At 39.3% G+C, this 19,626-nt stretch carries 21 protein-coding genes; 19 read left to right on the forward strand and 2 right to left on the reverse strand.

The window, feature by feature from the left end:
* Nucleotides 1-259 precede the first annotated feature (259 nt).
* From ACE01N_RS14315 to ACE01N_RS14400, 18 genes are all read left to right on the forward strand, one after another.
* On the forward strand, nucleotides 260-1,153 hold the full coding sequence (locus tag ACE01N_RS14315) for a cupin domain-containing protein (RefSeq protein WP_380590300.1): 894 nt from the start codon (nucleotides 260-262) through the stop codon (nucleotides 1,151-1,153).
* Nucleotides 1,154-1,177: 24 nt separating this feature from the next.
* A complete protein-coding gene (locus tag ACE01N_RS14320; protein WP_380590303.1) occupies nucleotides 1,178-2,236 on the forward strand; it encodes an alpha/beta hydrolase in 1,059 nt (352 codons plus the stop codon).
* A 180-nt stretch (nucleotides 2,237-2,416) separates the two neighbouring features.
* Entirely contained in the window at nucleotides 2,417-3,313 is an 897-nt protein-coding gene (locus tag ACE01N_RS14325) for an oxidoreductase (RefSeq protein WP_380590306.1), read from the forward strand.
* A 282-nt stretch (nucleotides 3,314-3,595) separates the two neighbouring features.
* A complete protein-coding gene (locus tag ACE01N_RS14330; protein WP_380590309.1) occupies nucleotides 3,596-4,453 on the forward strand; it encodes a DUF3737 family protein in 858 nt (285 codons plus the stop codon).
* Nucleotides 4,446-5,633, forward strand: coding sequence for a MalY/PatB family protein (locus ACE01N_RS14335; RefSeq protein ID WP_380590312.1), 1,188 nt, complete (start codon nucleotides 4,446-4,448; stop codon nucleotides 5,631-5,633). The genes ACE01N_RS14330 and ACE01N_RS14335 overlap by 8 nt, the downstream gene beginning before the upstream one ends.
* 10 nt (nucleotides 5,634-5,643) lie before the next feature.
* Entirely contained in the window at nucleotides 5,644-7,062 is a 1,419-nt protein-coding gene (locus ACE01N_RS14340; RefSeq protein ID WP_380590315.1) for an MATE family efflux transporter, read from the forward strand.
* A gap of 337 nt (nucleotides 7,063-7,399) precedes the next feature.
* A complete protein-coding gene (locus ACE01N_RS14345) occupies nucleotides 7,400-8,488 on the forward strand; it encodes a Gfo/Idh/MocA family protein (protein WP_380590318.1) in 1,089 nt (362 codons plus the stop codon).
* Nucleotides 8,489-8,507: 19 nt separating this feature from the next.
* Complete coding sequence (locus ACE01N_RS14350; RefSeq protein WP_380590321.1) at nucleotides 8,508-9,164, forward strand: SDR family oxidoreductase; 657 nt, start codon at nucleotides 8,508-8,510, stop codon at nucleotides 9,162-9,164.
* Between the two features lie 206 nt (nucleotides 9,165-9,370).
* Complete coding sequence (locus tag ACE01N_RS14355) at nucleotides 9,371-10,051, forward strand: cyclophilin-like fold protein (protein WP_380590324.1); 681 nt, start codon at nucleotides 9,371-9,373, stop codon at nucleotides 10,049-10,051.
* A gap of 36 nt (nucleotides 10,052-10,087) precedes the next feature.
* On the forward strand, nucleotides 10,088-10,582 hold the full coding sequence (locus tag ACE01N_RS14360) for a cupin domain-containing protein (protein WP_380590327.1): 495 nt from the start codon (nucleotides 10,088-10,090) through the stop codon (nucleotides 10,580-10,582).
* Between the two features lie 8 nt (nucleotides 10,583-10,590).
* Entirely contained in the window at nucleotides 10,591-11,163 is a 573-nt protein-coding gene (locus ACE01N_RS14365; RefSeq protein ID WP_380590330.1) for a DapH/DapD/GlmU-related protein, read from the forward strand.
* Between the two features lie 10 nt (nucleotides 11,164-11,173).
* A complete protein-coding gene (locus ACE01N_RS14370; protein ID WP_380590332.1) occupies nucleotides 11,174-11,938 on the forward strand; it encodes an SDR family NAD(P)-dependent oxidoreductase in 765 nt (254 codons plus the stop codon).
* A 27-nt stretch (nucleotides 11,939-11,965) separates the two neighbouring features.
* On the forward strand, nucleotides 11,966-13,165 hold the full coding sequence (locus ACE01N_RS14375; protein WP_380590335.1) for an NAD(P)-dependent alcohol dehydrogenase: 1,200 nt from the start codon (nucleotides 11,966-11,968) through the stop codon (nucleotides 13,163-13,165).
* Between the two features lie 55 nt (nucleotides 13,166-13,220).
* Entirely contained in the window at nucleotides 13,221-14,087 is an 867-nt protein-coding gene (locus ACE01N_RS14380) for an aldo/keto reductase (protein WP_380590338.1), read from the forward strand.
* A gap of 9 nt (nucleotides 14,088-14,096) precedes the next feature.
* Entirely contained in the window at nucleotides 14,097-14,855 is a 759-nt protein-coding gene (locus tag ACE01N_RS14385; RefSeq protein WP_380590341.1) for a carboxymuconolactone decarboxylase family protein, read from the forward strand.
* Between the two features lie 23 nt (nucleotides 14,856-14,878).
* Nucleotides 14,879-15,280 carry a cupin domain-containing protein gene (locus tag ACE01N_RS14390; protein ID WP_380590344.1) on the forward strand — a complete coding sequence of 134 codons (402 nt, stop codon included), beginning with the start codon at nucleotides 14,879-14,881 and terminating at the stop codon, nucleotides 15,278-15,280.
* Between the two features lie 27 nt (nucleotides 15,281-15,307).
* Entirely contained in the window at nucleotides 15,308-15,535 is a 228-nt protein-coding gene (locus ACE01N_RS14395; RefSeq protein WP_375727085.1) for a tautomerase family protein, read from the forward strand.
* 12 nt (nucleotides 15,536-15,547) lie between these two features.
* Entirely contained in the window at nucleotides 15,548-15,919 is a 372-nt protein-coding gene (locus ACE01N_RS14400) for a DUF2255 family protein (protein WP_380590347.1), read from the forward strand.
* 21 nt (nucleotides 15,920-15,940) lie between these two features.
* Here the strand turns inward: ACE01N_RS14400 and ACE01N_RS14405 are convergent, their stop codons facing one another.
* Both ACE01N_RS14405 and ACE01N_RS14410 read right to left on the reverse strand, forming a co-directional pair.
* Entirely contained in the window at nucleotides 15,941-16,339 is a 399-nt protein-coding gene (locus ACE01N_RS14405) for a pyridoxamine 5'-phosphate oxidase family protein (protein ID WP_380590350.1), read from the reverse strand.
* Between the two features lie 12 nt (nucleotides 16,340-16,351).
* Nucleotides 16,352-16,795, reverse strand: coding sequence for a MarR family winged helix-turn-helix transcriptional regulator (locus ACE01N_RS14410; RefSeq protein ID WP_380590353.1), 444 nt, complete (start codon nucleotides 16,793-16,795; stop codon nucleotides 16,352-16,354).
* Between the two features lie 675 nt (nucleotides 16,796-17,470).
* Between ACE01N_RS14410 and ACE01N_RS14415 the strand changes: the two genes are divergently transcribed.
* Nucleotides 17,471-19,626: LamG-like jellyroll fold domain-containing protein (locus ACE01N_RS14415; protein WP_380590356.1), on the forward strand; the 2,156-nt coding region annotated here is incomplete at its 3' end.

The raw sequence follows: 19,626 nt of genomic DNA on the forward strand, positions 1-19,626 counted from the left end.
TATCTGATATAAAATACGAAGATATTTTACATTCTGTAATATTGGTAAGTAATACAGTAATTAGGGTAGAATTCGGCGAGTGTAACCTGTTAAATAATCTGAAAATTAGAGTTTTAGGGCGTTATCTGTAATGCGGGTATCTTATTCCGTAATCCGGGTCTGTTTTATTAAACTTTTACATCGAATTTTGTTCCGGATGAAATTATTCATTAAACGAATAATGAACATACCGTGAAGAATAATATAAGAAGAAATTGAAATGAAGTACACAGACAAAACAGCATTCGAAAAAGTAAACATATTTGGTACTGGGATGCCAAATGATATGTTTTCGAAATATTTTACCGGAAAATCTTTTCTTAATCCACTGACGAAACCAGGGGAGTGTCCGGTTTTTATGGCAAATGTAACATTTGAACCGGGATGTCGGAATAACTGGCATATTCATCATGCAAGAAGTGGAGGTGGGCAAATGCTTCTTTGTACTGCTGGAGAGGGTTGGTATCAGCAGGAGGGTGATAAACCGCTCAGCCTGTCTGAGGGCTCCTTTGTTTATATTCCCGCGGGAGTAAAACACTGGCATGGTGCCAAAGCTACGAGTTGGTTTAGCCACATCTCTTTGGAAATTCCCGGAGAGGAAGGTCGTAATGAATGGCTTGAAGCTGTTTCGGATGACCAATACAATTCACTACCTGTGAAAGAAAGTAAAAGTACTTTCGAATACCGGGATAAGTACTTAACTAAGAATGAATTTAAAAAGGGAAACATGTTTGGTATGGGCATGTACAATTTTATGTTCAGAAAATATTTTAGCGGACGTTCATATTTGAAAATGGTCACTATGCCCGGTAAAACACCATTATTTTTATCCAATGTGAATTTTGAACCGACCTGTCGGAATAACTGGCATGTTCATCATGACGGAGGACAAATACTTGTCTGTACTGCCGGAACAGGTTGGTACCAGGAGGATGGCAAACCTGCAAAATCTCTTAAAGCCGGTGATGTGGTTTATATTCCCACAGATGTCAACCACTGGCATGGAGCATCCAGGGATAGCTGGTTTTCTCATGTTGCAATATCAATTCCGGCTAACGGAGGAAAGGTAGAATGGTTGAAACCGGTTTCAGATAATGATTACAATAAATTATAGAGTATAAATTAAAAACAAATAAACATGAAGAAAGTAGTAATCTTGACATTAATAATCCTGATGTTTACAGGAATAATGTATAGTCAAAATGATGGACCATTAAAATTAGCGCAGGGCGATGATATTTATTTGACAAAACCATTGAATCCGGAATTATCATTAACGCCTGTGCAATACAAAAACCGTTTTGGTATAAGTATTGCCGCACATTTGTATCTGCGAAAAGATTTTGATAAATCTAAGAAGCATCCTGCCATTTTAATTGGTGCACCATATGGAGGAGTCAAAGAACAGGGACCAACCGTATATGCTCAGGAAATGGCGTTACGGGGTTTTGTAGCCTTAACCTTCGACGAATCATTTAATGGTGAAAGCGGTGGTGATGTAAAAGATTTATCAAGTCCTGAAGTTTTCGTAGAGGATTTCAGTGCAGGTGTTGATTATTTAGGTACCCGCGACTTTGTTGATCGGGATAAAATTGGTGTAATTGGAATTTGTGGCAGTGGAGGATTTGCTCTAACGGCAGCGCAGGCAGATCCCCGCATTAAAGCTGTTGCAACAGCAAGTATGTACGATATTAGTGACTGGATTCGAAATGGCATAGATGGAAGTACAACTGCCAGGGATCGTGAGAAAACAAAAGAGCGCCTGGCGAAACAACGTTGGGAGGACTTTGAAAAAGGAGAACCTAAAATGCCTGGTATGGGGTGGCCTAAAAAACCCGCCAAAAAAGCACCGGGTATATTACCTCCGGTTATGAAAGAGTTTTTTGAATACTATGGTACAGAAAGAGGCTGGCATCCGAATACCTTGGACAATTTTACCCTGACAAGTGCACTGTCATTTATGACCTTTCCTTTAATAAGCCATATCGAAGAGATCTCGCCACGTCCGGTTTTAATTATTGTTGGAGAAAATGCACACTCTATTAACTGGAGTAAAAAGGCTTATGAACGTGCTGCAGAACCCAAAGAGTTGGTAATCATACCTGAGGCTAATCACATCGATTTGTATGACGGTGGTGATAAAAACTATATTCCTTTTGAAAAACTGGAATCCTTCTTTAAGGAAAGATTGAAGTAAAAGATGATCCCATGAACAAATCAGAACATTGAATAAACAAAACTCCCGGTATTTCAGAGGTGTTTTGTTTATTCCTCTAATTGATAACATTTTGGTTGAGAACGGTTAAATATTGGTGTAATTTCTTTTAGATACCTATATGAATCTTTTTTTGTAAATTACTGGCTAAACAGAATTGAGATGAAAACAAAATGGACAACACAGGATATTCCGGATCAAAAAAGGAAAATGGTAATCGTGACCGGCTCAACGAGTGGTTTAGGCAAGGAAGCGGCCAGGGTTTTGGCTGGTAAGGGAGCGAAAATTATTATGGCGGTCAGAAATACCGAAAAGGGAAATCGTGTTGCTGAAGAAATCAGAAATCAGTTTCCTGCGGCCGAAGTGGATGTGATGGATCTTGACCTTGCCAGTCTGAAATCGGTGAAATCATTTGCGGATAAATTCATATCAAAATACACACAGCTGGATATTTTAATTAATAATGCCGGTGTTATGATGTGTCCTTTTTCGAGAACAGAGGATGGCTTTGAAATACAGATGGGAACGAATCACCTGGGGCACTTTGCACTAACGGGGCATTTGATGCCACTCCTGAAAAAAACAAAAGGTTCCCGCATTGTTGCTACTTCCAGTATGGGGCACCGGATGGGTAAACTGGATTTTTCTGATTTTAACTGGGATAAACGAAAATATAACACCAACCGTGCCTATGGCGACAGCAAACTGGCAAACCTGTATTTTACCTATGAGCTAAGCAGAAAACTGAGTGGTGATCCTGATGGACCTTTGGTTACTGTAGCGCATCCAGGAGCTACATCTACAGAACTGGCCAGGCATACACCCTTTTTCCGATTCATGAACCTGTTTTTTGCACAAAAGGTAGAGAAAGGAACACTGCCAACTCTGAGAGCTGCAACCGATCCGGACGCAAAACCGGGTGATTACTTCGGACCTGATGGCTTTATGGAAATGAAGGGATATCCGGTAAAAGTAGAATCCAATGAACTTTCAAGGGATGAAGAAAAGGCAGGAAAACTCTGGGAGTTGTCCGAAAAACTGACCGGCGTTTCCTTCTAACCGGCAGAATTCCTATATACGTTACTCATAATGATCAATGTATTCAATCCAGAATGCATTGATTTATTATTGAGAATATTCTGTTGTTGGACTTGGAGTTTAGTAATCATCTTTACTGAAGGAAAAATTTCACATCTTGATTTAGGCGGTAAACGTATTTTGTCTATTGCATTTTACTGGTTTGAAACCGTAATATTGGTAGCAGGTACTGGAATTATGGTCATATTAATTTAGTTTCTATCCTGATATTTGCATCAATGAATATTATAAAGAAACTATCTGATGAATTGCTTAGAAAATAGATTTTTTGAGGGAGAGCGACCGTTGTTTGCGGCCCACGATTTACAGCTTATAAATGTAAAGTTTTATCCTGGTGAATCAGCCTTAAAGGAAGCTCGTGATATTTATGCCGATAATTGTGAGTTTTATGGGAAGTATCCGTTCTGGCACAATAGGAATACAGTTATTAAGAACTCATTGTTTACACCATATGGACGTGCTGCTATTTGGTATTGTAATAATTTTCGGATGTTAAATACTCGCGTGGATGCACCAAAAATGTTTCGTGAGATTGACGGTTTATATGTTGAAAATGTTCAGCTCAACGATGCCGTAGAATGTGTCTGGTATTGCAGAAATATAGAATTTAAGGATGTTAATGTAAAAAATGGTGATTATATATTCAAAAATTGTGATAACATTAAAATCGACAATCTTTTGCTTCAGGGGAACTACAGTTTTCAATATACCAGAAATGTTGAAATACATAATTCAAACTTAAAGAGTAAAGATGCTTTCTGGAATACCGAAAATGTGACTGTTTACGATTCTGTTATTGAAGGCGAATATTTAGGCTGGCATTCAAAAAACCTTCGTTTGGTCAATTGTGTGATCAGTGGAACGCAGCCGTTATGTTATGCTGAAAATCTTGTCTTGGAGAATTGCATCATGAAGGATGATGCTGATTTAGCCTTTGAATACAGCACACTTAAAGCAGAAATTAATAGCCCTGTCAAAAGTGTAAAAAATCCTAAGGGTGGAGAGATCGTTGCACAAAGTATTGGCGAAGTGATTATTGATGAAAATTGCAAAGAACCGGGTGCTTGTGTTATAACCGTTGAAAATGAAGTGAATGTTTGATATGCCTGGTAAATTTGATGAAATTGTTGATCGCAGAGGAAGTAATTCATACAAATGGGACAGCAATTCTAATCCTGATGTCCTTCCAATGTGGGTGGCAGATATGGACTTTAAAACAGCTCAGCCAATCATTGATGCCCTTGCCGAAAGAGTACAGCATGGGATATATGGTTATGCTAAGGTTCCGGATGCTTATTATCAGGCTGTAATTAGTTGGTTTGAACGTCGACATAATTTTTATGTCGAAAAGGACTGGATGATATATACTACGGGTGTTGTGCCTGCTGTTTCAGCAGCTGTTTTAGCACTGACTAATCCCGGAGATAAAGTTATTGTCCAGGAACCGGTTTATAACTGCTTCTTCTCATCTATTAGAAATAATAAGTGTGAGAGTGTTTCCAATGATTTAATTTACTCCGATGGGATCTATTCCATTGATTTTGATGATCTGGAAGAAAAGGCTGCCGATCCGGGGACAACACTGATGCTGTTGTGCAATCCGCATAATCCTGCAGGTCGTGCCTGGTCAAAAGAGGAACTGGAAAGGGTCGGTGAAATATGTTTCCGGAATAATGTATTTGTGGTATCGGATGAAATACATTGCGATCTTGTACATCCGGGGCATACCCATATACCGTTTGCTTCATTAGGATTGCAATATTTAGAAAATTCTGTGACCTGTACAGCCCCCAGCAAAAGCTTTAATTTAGCCGGATTACAGGTTGCAAATATTTTTGCTTACGATAAAGAAATACGAAAACTTGTAGATAAAGCGATAAATATTAACGAAGTATGTGATATCAGTCCCTTTGCAGTTGAAGCTTTAATTGCGGCATATACACATCCGGATTCAGAACTTTGGATTGATAATTTGAAAAAATACTTATGGGGGAATTATTTGATGGTAAAAGATTTCTTTTCCGAAAACTTACCTGAATTTCCAATTCTTCCCCTTGAAGCAACCTATCTGATGTGGATTGATTGTTCGGTGTTAAACAGTTCATCTGAAGAACTTGTAAAACAAATGTTGGATCGTGAAAAGGTATGGTTGAATGAAGGAACAATTTATGGTAAAGCCGGCGAGGGATTTATCCGCTTGAATATTGCCTGTCCAAAAGAAGTATTACAGGAGGGATTGATACGGATTAAGAATGTGTTGGATGCTATCGTGAAACAATAAAAAGAACTTTTTGAAAAGAAGTAGTTATTTATTGTCGCTTTTACAGAACAAAGAGCACTTATCATTCAGGCAACAACTGCAGTTAACAGTACTTTTGAGTATTCCTGCAATTATCGCGCAATTTTCATCCATTGCCATGCAGTATATTGATGCATCGATGGTTGGCAGTTTAGGTGCACATGCTTCGGCATCTATAGGACTTGTGGTTTCATCCACCTGGTTATTTTGGGGAATATGTACCACTGTCGCTGCGGGATTTTCGGTTCAGGTAGCGCATCGCATTGGAGCAAATGACCGTAAAGGGGCGAGAGCCATACTCAGACAAGCCATAATAAGTACGTTATTGTTTAGTTTGGTATTGGTAGCTATTGGTGCTGTGGTTGCGCCCCGATTGCCTTATTGGTTGGGAGGTGATAATTCGATTGCTGCTGATGCGTCAAAATACTTTTTAATATTTATTTTATCATTACCTGCACTTCAATTAAATTTTCTTGCCAGTGGTATGTTGCGAAGTAGTGGGAATATGCATATCCCAAGTGCTTTGAATGTTATAATGACAATACTGGACGTTATTTTTAATTTTTTTCTGATTTTCCCATCCAGAGAATTACACGTTCTGGGCTTCAGTTTGCATGTCCCGGGTGCGAACCTGGGAGTCGTCGGTGCTGCCCTTGGTACGGCCATTGCCTATTTTGTTACTGCAGTTTTATTGTTATCATATCTGATTACGAAAGATAAAAACTTACGTTTAACTAAAGAAAAAGGAAGCTTCCGGCCTCAGAAAAATATATTAAAAAAAGCACTGAAAATAAGTTTTCCAATGACCCTGGAGCATACCGTTATTATGGGAGCACAAATATTATCTACGGTTATTGTGGCGCCATTAGGAGTAGCTTCAATTGCAGCCAATTCCTTTGCCATTACAGCAGAAGGATTGTGCTATATGCCAGGGTATGGAATTGCAGAAGCTGCAACTACCTTGGTGGGCCAAAGCTTTGGTGCCCAGCGCAAACATTTGGCAAAACGATTTGCATACATCACCGTTTTTCTGGGAATGCTGGTCATGTCAGTGATGGGTGCCATCATGTATTTTGCTGCTCCTTTAATAATGCGTTTTATGACTCCGGATACCGAAATAATATCGCTGGGAGTGATGGCGTTGCGGATAGAAGCATTTGCTGAGCCGATGTTTGCCGCTTCAATTGTAGCATATGGTGTATTTGTAGGAGCAGGAGATACGCTTGTCCCAAGCATTATGAATTTTTCCAGCATATGGGCTATACGTTTGGTCCTGGCTGCGATCTTAGCTCCGGTAATGGGTTTACGTGGTGTATGGATTGCCATGTGCATTGAACTGTGTTTTCGAGGTGCAATATTTTTATTTCGATTATTCAAAAGTAAATGGTTGAATGAAATGCCGGTTACATGACCTGAATAAAGTACAACACTTAAATCTCGGCCTATTATCTTAGCTTATTTAAGCTTCCGTTGATTTTGAAAAAAGGATAATTTCCATTTCTGTAATTATGGTAAGGATACCTGTAATGCAGGTAATATACTTTAAGGTATTTTATCCAATCTTTGTATTGTAAGTTTCTATATTTGATAGAAGTATTACGCACCCATTTATTCTACAGCCAAATTGAAGGTGCAGACCAGCATTATAGTTTTAATTTTTGGCTATCCTCATTTGCCCGTTTTGAAAAGATAAAGACTTAATATATAGGTCTTTAATAAAATATTAAACACTAAAACAAAATAGGTTTATGGAAAAAAAACGTATAAAAATTGGTTTTATAGGATTGAATCCAGGCAGTCATTGGGCTGCGATGGCTCACATCCCGGCCCTGAAATCTTTAACAGACGATTTTGAAGTCATCGGTGTTGCCAACAGTACACCGGAGAGTGCGAAAGCAACAGCAGATGCACTGGGCTTAGCATATGCATTTGAAAATGCTGATGCACTTGTTGCATCGCCCGAAGTCGATTTAGTGGTGGTCACCGTGAAAGTACCTCACCATTATGAACTGGTTAAGTCTGTTCTGGAAGCAGGCAAGCATGTGTACTGCGAACACCCTCTTGGCAATGGCTTGGAAGAGTCGAAACAATTAGCAGAATTAGCAGAAAGTAAAGGCGTAGTCGCGGTTGTTGGAACGCAAATGGTAAATGCACCCGAAGTACTTTATTTGAAAAAGCTGATTGAAGATGGCTATGTTGGTAAAGTATTATCAACCACTTTAATTGGTTCGGGAGGCAACTGGGGTGATATGGCAACCACGGATTCTTATTATCTGTTTGATAAAGCGAACGGTGCTGATATGCTTAACATACCTTTAGGTCATACCTTGGCCGGATTAACAAGCGTGCTAGGCGATTTTGAAACACTAAAAGCTCAGATGTTCAATAACTTTCCACAGGTTAAGCTTACAGATACCGGCGAACTGAAACCAAAAACAGCTGAAGATCAGATTTTAATCGCAGGGAAACTTAAAAGTGGAGCAGCAGTATCTGTGCATTACCGTGGAGGTATGTCAAAAGGCACCAATCTTCTGTGGGAAATTAATGGGACAGATGGCGATATTCAGGTTTCAGGAGCCAACGGTCATGGACAAATGATACAACTTGAAATAAAAGGCGCAAAAGGGGAGGATGAGGAACTGAAACCATTGACTCCTCCATCTGATATGTACGATGGTCTGCCGGACAATTCCATTGCAAGAAATGTAGCTTGTATCTATAAGCTTCTGGCCGGAGATATCCGGAATAATACCCGTAATGCACCAACTTTTAAAAGTGCCGCGAAACTGCATGAATTGTTGCATGCTGTTGTGCAATCTTCAGAACAAAATGACTAAATAATAAAACCAAATAATCATGAATGTATTAATTATTGGCGCTCATGGGAAAATAGGTAAACTGGTGGCGCAGAAAATGAAAGAATCAGATAATTTTTCTCCCACTGCCTTTATCAGAAAGGAAGAACAAAAACCATTCTTTGATGCACTGGGAATTTCGGTAAAAGTTGGAAGCCTTGAGAACAGTATTGACGAAATAGCTGAAGCAATGATCGGCATGGATGGCGTTGTGTTTACTGCTGGTTCAGGTGGGAAAACAGGCTATGATAAAACACTGGAGGTCGATCTGGATGGCGCTGTAAAAAGTATGCTTGCTGCTGAGCAGTCCGGAGTTAAACGCTACGTGATGGTCAGTGCTTACCTGGCCGATGATCGTTCAAAATGGGAACAGTCCGGCATTAAGCCCTATTATATTGCCAAACATTTTGCCGATAAGGAATTGCAACAATCATTGCTGGATTATACCATTATTCGGCCCGTAAGGCTTACTGATGAAGATGGTATTGGAAAAGTGACAGTAACCCCGGGGTCGACGAATCTTCAGAAAACGGTACCGCGGGAAGATGTGGCTACCACCATTCTGGAAGTATTAAAGCATCAGGAAACCATAGGTAAGGTAATGGCCCTGAGTACGGGTGATATTCCTGTTGAAGAAGCAATTTTATCAGTTGAATAGCAGCGGTAAAGGTTTCATATGAGACCTGTTATGCCTTTATAATTCAGCGATTAGTGCCGAAACTGTTATTTTCTGAGAACGATGGCAGATGATTCCGTAATCAGGGTAAGAGGCTCTGTAATTTTGGTAATTTTTAGTTGTTTTTTCTCCTCACCTTTGTAACATGAAATTATGGATAAGTCATAAAAACATTATAAACGAAAACAATGAGATCATTCAAGACTTTCTTTTTAACGGTGGTTTTTTGTTTAACAGCAACCGGAATTTCAGCTCAGCAAACGATGATTAAACTAACTGTCAATAATACATCCGAGCTTACGGCAACTTTAGTGGATAATTCTTCAACAGCTGCTTTAATTGAGTTGTTAAAGGATAAGCCGTTGACCATAGAAATGCATGATTATGGCAGCATGGAAAAAGTTGGTTCAATTGGAACAAGCTTACCAAGAAATGATGAACAGATTACAACAGAACCGGGAGATATTATTCTATACCAGGGAAGTGCACTGGTCATTTATTATGCACCAAATTCATGGAACTTTACCCGGCTTGGAAAAATTAACAACATAACTCAGCAGGAATTAAAAGCTGTGTTGGGTGAAGGAGATGTATCAGTTAAACTGGAACTTGCTGATACGGCTACCAGTATTAAACATAAGGATGAAAACCAGGACCTTTTTCAGGTTTATCTGGATCAGAAAGAGAATTGCCTGAACGTATCAGGGCGTTTTAACCGAATATCGTTGCTCGATATTAATGGTAAAAGCATCATGACATCGCAGGATAATACAGTAAATATAAATCATGTTCCTTCTGGAATTTACTTTGTGAAAATTGAAACGGGACAAAATGGAACTGTCGTAAAAAAGATACAGAAACGTTCATAGTCCGGATCTGATGTTAAACTGAAAAATAATACAACGATGATGAGATACTTAAATACAATTTTAAAAACAACTGTTCTGACCTTTGTGGTGATCCTTGCATCCTGTACCAACAGTCAGAATAAGGATGCCAAAACAGAAGTTGAACATGTTTTTGAAAAGGGGCAGCTGGCACCTGCAAAGTTTTTTACAGGTAATGTTTACGTTAAAGGATTGGTGGATAATGATTCTGTGTTTACCACTGCAGGTGGAGAAGTATATTTTGAATCCGGAGCCAGAAGTAACTGGCATATGCATCCAGCCGGTCAGATTTTGATTGTAACAGCCGGAATTGGCTATCATCAGATTAAAGGGCAACCCATTGAAGTTATCCATAAAGGGGATGTAGTGAAATGTCCCCCAAATGTCGATCACTGGCATGGTGCCTCAAAAGATGCCAGCATGAGCCATATCTATCTTGTTCCAAATACAGAGAAGGGTATCGTGGAATGGAAGGACGCAGTGACAGATGAAGAATATGCACAAATTGATTAAAAAGCGAAATGAGTCAGAATGTTTTTGAGCGTCTGCAGTCAGGTGAGATAGTTGCTTTCAGCGATCCTCAGTATAACCAGATTGGCGAATCAGGCTTGCGGACATCCGAATTATTAATTCAGTATAATGCTACGTTTGAACCGGATAAAATGCGCCGGATCTGGGGTGAAATGTCGGGTGAACCTTTGGATCCTACAACGTATATTCAGAAACCGGTTTTCGTTAATCATGCCGAGTTTGTGCGTTTGGGTAAAAACATTTACATCAATCACGCCTGTACCATGCTTGCCCTTGGTAAAATTATCATAGAAGATGATGTGTTGATCGGGCCAAAGGTAAATCTTCTCTCGGAGGGACATCCCATTGATCCGGCTAAAAGAAAGGCACTGGAAGTGAAGCCTGTCATCATTAAACGCAATGCATGGATCGGTGCTGCTGCCACTATTTTGCCCGGTGTCACGGTAGGAGAAAATTCAATTGTTGCGGCAGGGGCTGTTGTTAATAAGGATGTGCCTGATAATGTGATTGTTGGAGGAATACCGGCAAAAGTTATTAAATATATTTCGGAGGAAAACGGATAAAAAAGATATTATGTCACGGATATTTATAACGGGATCATCAGACGGACTTGGATTACTTACAGCTCAAAAGCTTATTAAAGAAGGCCATCGCGTTGTGCTTCATGCACGAAACGACAAAAGAGCAGAGGATGCCGGAAACCTGGTCCCCGATGCGGAGGCCGTACTAACCGGTGACTTGTCAGTTATAGGTGAAACCAAAGAGCTGGCACAAAATGTGAATGCGTTGGGCAGTTTTGATGCCATTATTCACAATGCAGGAATATTACATGTTGCAGCGAACGCTAAAAGCAGGGATGGCATTCCGCTTTTATTTGCAGTCAATAGTCTTGCCCCATATATCCTTACCGCATTAATTAATCGTCCTGAGCGCCTGATATACCTCAGCTCCGGCTTGCATCGTAGTGGTACTGTTACTGAGGATCGTTTGGAGTCGATAGTAGATGGAACCAATTTCCCAGGCTACTCTGATACCAAACTCCATGATTTAATGCTGGCACTGGCGCTGGCACGGAAATATCCGGATATGATTGTTAATGCGGTTGATCCGGGTTGGGTGCCAACCAAAATGGGTGGAAACGGGGCGACTGACGATCTCGATAAGGGTTATGAGACACAGGCTTGGCTGGCTGTTTCCCAGGATCCGGATGCCTTAAAAAGTGGCAGATTACTGTATCATAAAAAAGAGGAAAGATTTAAACCCGAAGCTGCCGATGAAGTTTTACAGGAAAAGCTGCTGTCAGTATGTGAAAAGATAACCCATATTCCGTTTAAATAATTTATAAAAGAGACTATGAACGAAAAAATGAACGAAAAAAAGAGCGATAAGAAGGCTGGACAATCCAGAAGGGAATTTATCCAGAAGTCTGCTATAGCCGGAATCGGTGCCGGTGTTATTTTCAGCAATCCGCTGAGTGTTTTTGGACAAGGTAATGAATCAGTACAACAGAATATTAAATCGAAAGGTTATGCAGCTTTCGATACATCCGGAAAATTAAAACCCTGGACGTTTGAACGCCGTCCGCTTGGAGACAATGATATTCTGATTGATATTAAATATGCCAGTATCTGTCATTCAGATATTCATCAGATGAAAGGACATTGGGGGCAACAACAATATCCTCAGATTCCCGGGCATGAGATCGCAGGTATTGTAACTGCTGTGGGTAAAAATGTCAGCAAATTTAAAGTGGGTGACAGGGCTGGTGTAGGGTGTATGGTTGACAGCTGCATGGAGTGTGATAGTTGCGAGCATGGAGAAGAGCATTATTGTGAAAATGGCAAAACGCTTTTTACTTACGGATACCCGGATAAAAAATCACCAACAGGCATAACCCAGGGTGGTTACTCTACCAATATTGTTGTGAGGGATCATTTTGCCGTTCATATTCCTGACCATATTAGTCTACAGGAAGCAGCCCCGCTTTTGTGTGCGGGAATTACCACATATTCTCCTCTGATGAAAGAAGATTTTAAAATAGGCGATAAGGTGGGAGTTGCGGGCATTGGAGGATTAGGTCATTTGGCTGTTAAGCTTGCGGTTTCAAAAGGCGCAGAAGTTTATGCATTTACAACTACCCCTGATAAAGTGGATGATATTAAATCATGGGGAGCTAAAGAGGTTATTGTAGTTGATGAAGCGTTTAAAAACATGCAGCCTTACACTAAACAACTGGATTATATGATATGTACAATTCCATACCAGTTTAATGCTGCACCTTACGTGGCTTGTGTAAAGCCTTATGGTAACTTCACATACGTGGGTATGCCTGAGGGCTTTCAGATAAATCTTAGCAATATTGCTCTGGCATCTACACGGGTTAATTTTAATGCCTCGCTGATTGGAGGAATGCCGGAAACGCAGGAGGTGGTTCACTATTGTGCCGATAATGGCGTTAAGCCCGAAATTAAAATAATTTCTGCGGAACAGATAAACGAAGCCTGGGATAAGGTTGTTAATAAAGAAGCGCGTTATCGGTATGTTATTGATGCAGCAACATTTTAATAAGATAAATATTGATAATTGAAATTAAAAGAACAAAACTAATAAAGGAGATATTATGATTTTACAGGAAAATTACACTCTGTCTAACGGAGTTGAGATTCCCAAACTGGGTTTGGGTACATGGTTCATTAGTGATGATGATGTGGTAAAAGCAGTAAAAGATGCTGTTGGAATGGGATACAGGCATATCGATACCGCTCAGGCGTATCAGAATGAAAGAGGCGTAGGTGAAGGAATCAGAACCTGTGGACTGAAACGTGAAGAGATTTTTGTAACCACCAAGCTGGCTGCTGAAGTTAAGTCGTATGACGACGCTGTAGCTTCCATTGACGGGTCACTTAAAACACTGGGGCTGGATTACATTGATATGATGATTATTCACAGTCCGAAACCATGGATGGAGTTTCATGAAGATGATCATTATGAGGAAGGAAACAGGGAAGCCTGGAAAGCATTGGAAGATGCATATAAAGCCGGAAAAATTCGCGCCATTGGTGTGTCAAACTTTCAGAAGGCTGATATTGAAAATATTCTTCAGTCGTGCACTGTTAAACCAATGGTGAACCAGATTCTGACACACATCAGTAATACACCCTTCGAACTGATAGACTTTTGTAAGGAGAACGACATTCTTGTGGAAGCTTACTCACCGGTTGCTCATGGAGAATTAATGAAGAACAGTGAAGTGAAAAACATGGCTGAAAAATATGGTGTTTCTATACCGCAGTTATCCATTCGCTATTGTCTGGAGCTTGGTTTGCTGCCATTACCCAAAACAGCGAATCCGGATCACATGCAAAACAATGCTGATGTAGATTTCGCGATTTCGGCAGAGGATATGGAAGTTCTGAAAAATATGGAACAGATTAAGGACTATGGCGATGCCAGTATGTTTCCTGTTTATGGGGGAAAATTGAAATAAAAACAGACTATGGACAGGGTAGAATTAAGTAAGAAGAAGTTTGAAGAGCTCTTTGGTAGACATTCAGGCCCGTTTGAGGAAACAGATCCGGACCTTCAGGAAATGTTGAATCGCTTTATTTTTGGTGAGGTTTTTTATCATGGCGATTTATCTGATAAGATGAGGGAATTGATTACGCTGGTAGTGTTAACAACCAATCAAACAATGGAGCAATTACTTGCACATGTTTTTGCTGCCTTAAACATTGGTGTGTCACCGGTTGAAATTAAAGAAGCAATCTACCAGTGTGGTCCATATTTAGGCTTTCCAAAAACGTTAAACGCTATACAGAAGGTAAATGAAGTTTTCAAAGCTGCAAAGATTACACTTCCCGTTGAAAGCCAGAAAAGAGTAACGGAAGAAACCCGTTTCGATGAAGGCTTAAATGTACAAAAGGACATTTTCGGTGATATTATCGATAAAATGCACGAGAATGCACCTGAAAATCAGAAACACATTCAGAATTATTTGTCTGCATTTTGTTTTGGCGATGTGTACACCAGAGGCACCCTGGATTTAAAAACACGTGAATTATTAACCTTATGTATTTTGAGTGCTCTGGGAGGTTGTGAAAGCCAGGTAAAATCTCACGTGTATGGGAACCTGAGTGTTGGGAATAATAAAAACACCATGCTTGAAGCAATTACGCAATGTTTGCCCTACATGGGCTTTCCAAGAACATTGAATGCGATAAGCTGTATAAATGAGGCAATACCGGAAAATAAATAGTCGAATAAAAAGGAGAATATAAAATGAGTGATTTCAAACAACCATTTCCATTAGGTATAAAAAATGATGCCTATGCAGAGTACTTTATAGGTCAGAGTTATATAGCGTTATTAACAAAAGAGGGTGTTTTTTCTGCCAATATTACATTTGAGCCGGGATGTCGCAATAACTGGCACATTCATCATAAAGGAGGACAAATACTTCTCTGCACGGCTGGTGAAGGTTGGTACCAGGAAAAAGGAAAACCGGCACAGAAATTAAAAGCTGGTGATGTAGTAAATATTCCACCTGAAGTAAACCACTGGCATGGAGCTGCAAAAGATAGTTGGTTTGCACATATTGCCATTTCGGTTCCTGCCGAAGATGCTACAAACGAGTGGTTGGAACCTGTTACTGACGAAGAGTACGACAAGCTGGAAGGTTAACGTGACTAATCCAAATTTGTAAAAGTTATGCCACACTTTCATATAAGATTACTGGAAGGTAAAACAGAGGAGCAGAAACAAAAACTGGCTAAGGAAGTCGTTAAGGCTGCTCAGAAGGTCATTGGGTATGGCGATGAGTCATACTCGGTGTCCATTGAAGATTTCACTTTTGATGAATGGAGAAAAGACATTTATCCGAATGAGATTATAGGGAAAAAGGAGATGCTCTATAAAGAGCCGGGTTATGAAATGTAAAAAATACTGAAGATGACAACAGGATTATCAAAAGAAGAGATAGCTCAGATAGCTGAAAAGGATGATTTTCATATTGCACCGTTCCGGGACGATGGGAAAACCTACGGCACACCAACCTGGATATGGTCGGTTTCGGTAGATGATAAACTTTATGTCAGGGCATACAATGGAACCAGATCCAAATGGTATGGTTCAGCCATGAAACAAAAAGCCGGAAAGGTTGAGGCGGCCGGTTTGGTAAAAGACGTACATTTTGAAGCTGTTTCAGGAGTAGATATAAATAAACAGATTGATGACGCTTACCGGCGGAAATACAGCGAAAGCCCTTACCTGAATTCAATGATCAGCGAAAGGGCTAAAGCTGCTACGGTCAGGGTATACTGACCGTAATATCATTTTTCGGATTTATCCGATGACTTTGCCTGCCATTGGACCCGGTTTTAAGCTGTGAATTTCATCGATATGGATGAGAATTACAGCTTTTGGTTTTGGCATCCCTGCTTTCAAAGACATTTCTGCAGATTTATCGTAAATATCGCCACTGGTCAACACTTCCGGAGTGCCTATAAATCTGTAACCATCAATGATCTCTCGGTTCACTACTGCTACAGCTACTTTAGAACCGTCCAGTATATTCTGATAGGTTTTTCCTCCTGTACCTTCCGTGAAAATTAACGTTTCATCGTTAAAAACCCGGGTTGATCTTTTGGGTGCATTATTTGGTAATCCATCCTTACTTACTGTAGCATGAAAACATTGTTGAGACCCAATCATCTCTTTCATTTCAGTTGTGAGCTTTGACATAATTTTAATTTTTTATTGTAAATCATTTAATATATTATTCTCAATTTCCTCCAGTGTTTTCATAAAGTGTTGTTGTTCGGAAGGGGCTATACCTGTTAAAGCAACCTCAGATGCTTGTTGCCAACAATTTTGTACATCATTCTTAATAATCTCCGCTTTTTGTTGAAGATATATGTGAAAAATTCTGCCATCCCTTTCACTTCTTTTTTTTGTAACATACCCCAGCTTTATGAGCTTGTCTATAATTCTGGTTACATTCGCAAAATCCTTTTTTGACCTGCTTGCTATTTCACCTATGGAGAGACCGTCTTCCTCCCATAAATAGGAAAGAATTACCCATTGCTCAGGTGTAATTCCCAGATTGTTATCCGCTATAATTTTTATAATATGCCGTTTCATAAAAAGTGATAGCATAGAAATTCTGTGATTTATTATATCGTCAAGTTTAATATCCATCATTTATTATTTCACCTCTTAACAGCTTATACCTTTTATACGGGAACTAAATTAATCTTATCACTGATATGCTTTCAAAGTTAAAAATATTATTTGTCATAACAAGTAAAATTAATATATTTGTCATGACAAATTGTTTTTGCAGGCACATATGAGCAAATTTTCAAACTTTATAATTAAGCATGGATATACATTCAGATACTTTTTTCTGGTTCTGTTAGTTTTCCCACTATAGCATGGAAAATCTGGAATGCGTCAATTATAATTCGGTTATTACTAACTCTTTTAGGTGTAATTTTACCCCTTATGCCTTTTATATTGGGAGTACTGGGCTTATCTAAAATATTTAGTTGAAGGATCTGATAATACCATATTATTAAAATTATTAATTCTTTATGGCATTGTTTGGTGTTTGAACCTGATTACCTAAGCCAACTAATTAGGCAGATATTATTTAAATGCCATTTTTTGTTGGCGGCATAATCTCAGTGTTGTAAGATGGATTAATTATAATTATTAAACAGGCAATCAAAACATTGATTTGATAAGTTGATATGAAACAGCTTATAAAAGGAACTTGAAAAATTAATATTTGTAATATTAAAGAATAAACATATTTAACTAAATTTGTTTTAATTTTTAAAATATTGATGTAGCTAAATACAAAATTTATTTATGAAAAAAAATCTAATTAAAAACACGCAATCGCTGTACAGAATGTTGTTTCTTTCAGTGGGAGTATTAATGGGAACATTTATAAGTGCCCAGGATTTGGCATCCGGTTTGGATTATCATTTTACATTCGAATCAGAAGATGCCGGAGTTGTTACAGATCTAATAGCTGGAGCAGGTGGTACCCTTACCGATGGAGCGGTTATTGGTGTTAAGGATGGATTAAACGTGCTAACACTATCAGGAGGAGCCGCCAATACAACGTCTCCGTATTTTAGTTTTGAACAGGCGGTAGGAGATAAAATTCATTCATATACCGATTTTTCCATTTCCTGCTGGGCATATCTGAATTCCAAGGCAACCTGGGCCCGTATTTTTGATTTTGGATCAGGAACAGATTATTACATGTTTTTTACAGTTTCAAACGGAAGTACACCCAGATTTTCATTTAAAGACGGTGGAACAGAACAGCAGATTAATGCTGCGACACCACTTCCTCTCAACTCATGGGTTCATCTGGTTGTAACTCTTGAAGGCTCTGTAGGGAAAATCTATATAAATGGTGTAGTGGATGGTCAGAATAATGCATTTACACTGAATCCTTCCTTAATTACAGAAGCTTTTACACAGAATTACATTGGTAAATCCATGTGGTCAGATCCTTTCTTGGATGGAAGTGTGGCCGATTTTAGGGTTTATAACAGAGCTTTGACTGATGAAGAGGTATTGAGTCTGGCCTGGAGCCGTCTACCCGATGAACTGACTACGGCTTATCAGAATCTTACTGTGGAAGGTATAGAAGAAGTGAGTGGTAATCTTACTTTACCTGTAGCAGATGGTAATGTAACCATTGACTGGGCCTCATCCGATACAACTATTATTGATAGTTTGGGAAATGTAACACCACCTGAAAAATACGATATAACCGTTATACTTACGGCAACTCTTTCCATGGAACAGGATGGTATTGTGTATACCATGACCAAGCGCTTTGATGCCTTTGTCCCTGCAAGCACTGAAGCTGCCGATTTAATAGCACAGTGGGACTTTGCAGAAGAAGATTTGGATTTTAGTGATCCCGATTCCATAAAAGTGACTGATGTTTCTGATAATGCTTTTGTGGGACGACTTTACAATGATGCAAAAATCAGAACCATTGGTAATACAACGCAGTATAATGTACTGGATCTCGGTAACGGAACAGGTTACTTCGATATGGGAACTGATTTTGGTAAAGAGATATATTTACTCGGAGACTATACCATATCCGCTTACTATCTTGTACAGGAAGAAAATACCGATATTGGTTCAAATGGTAACTTTATCTGGTGTATTTCGAATACGGATGATATTGATGTGGACAGAAATGGTGCGATGATAGAGCGTTTGGTCGATCACCGATTCTCTATTACACCTACTATTTATGGTGGTGATCAGCAGCAAATTAATCCGGGTGTTAGTCCTGCAAATACAACAGGATGGAAAGAAAAATGGCATCATGTGCTTTATGTACAGAATGGATCTGTGGGAACTGTTTATATAGATGGTGATGTTGCGGTAAGTGGTTCTGTGACTAACCTTCCTTCAACATCTTTGAAAAAAGCAGGTAGAGAAGGAACCTGGTTCAACTGGCTTGGCCGTTCATGTTATACAGCTGACGTATATCTGAAAAATACATTGGTTTACGATTTCAGACTATATGGTAAGGCATTGTCAGAAGGTGAAATTCAATTGTCGTCTCCGTTTGGTATTGGCTTGGATGTGTATAATGTTCTGGATGAGTTGAATAATGCATATGACGAGAATAATAATGCCGGTTTCCCGGAAGAGTTGAATACCGAAAGAGATGCATTGTCATTAGGCGATCTAAGTGCTGTAACATCTGATCTTACCCTGCCTACAGAGGGCAGTATTGATAACTCCGTTACAATCAGATGGTCATGTACACCTGCTTTGATTTCGGAAGAGGGTGTAGTTACAAGGCCGGATTATCTTGATACTGATGTGCGTTTAACAGCTACTCTGATAAAGGGACGTTTCAGAACAGATACTACATTTGTGGCAACTGTATTGGCAAATGAGGCTACCAAGTATACTTCTGATCTTTTACTCCATTTCAATTTTGATGATGCCAATATAAGTGGTAACACTGTAACAGA

Source organism: Quyinboa ferrireducens (assembly GCF_042436675.1).
Lineage (GTDB): Bacteria > Bacteroidota > Bacteroidia > Bacteroidales > UBA5342 > JBHJHP01.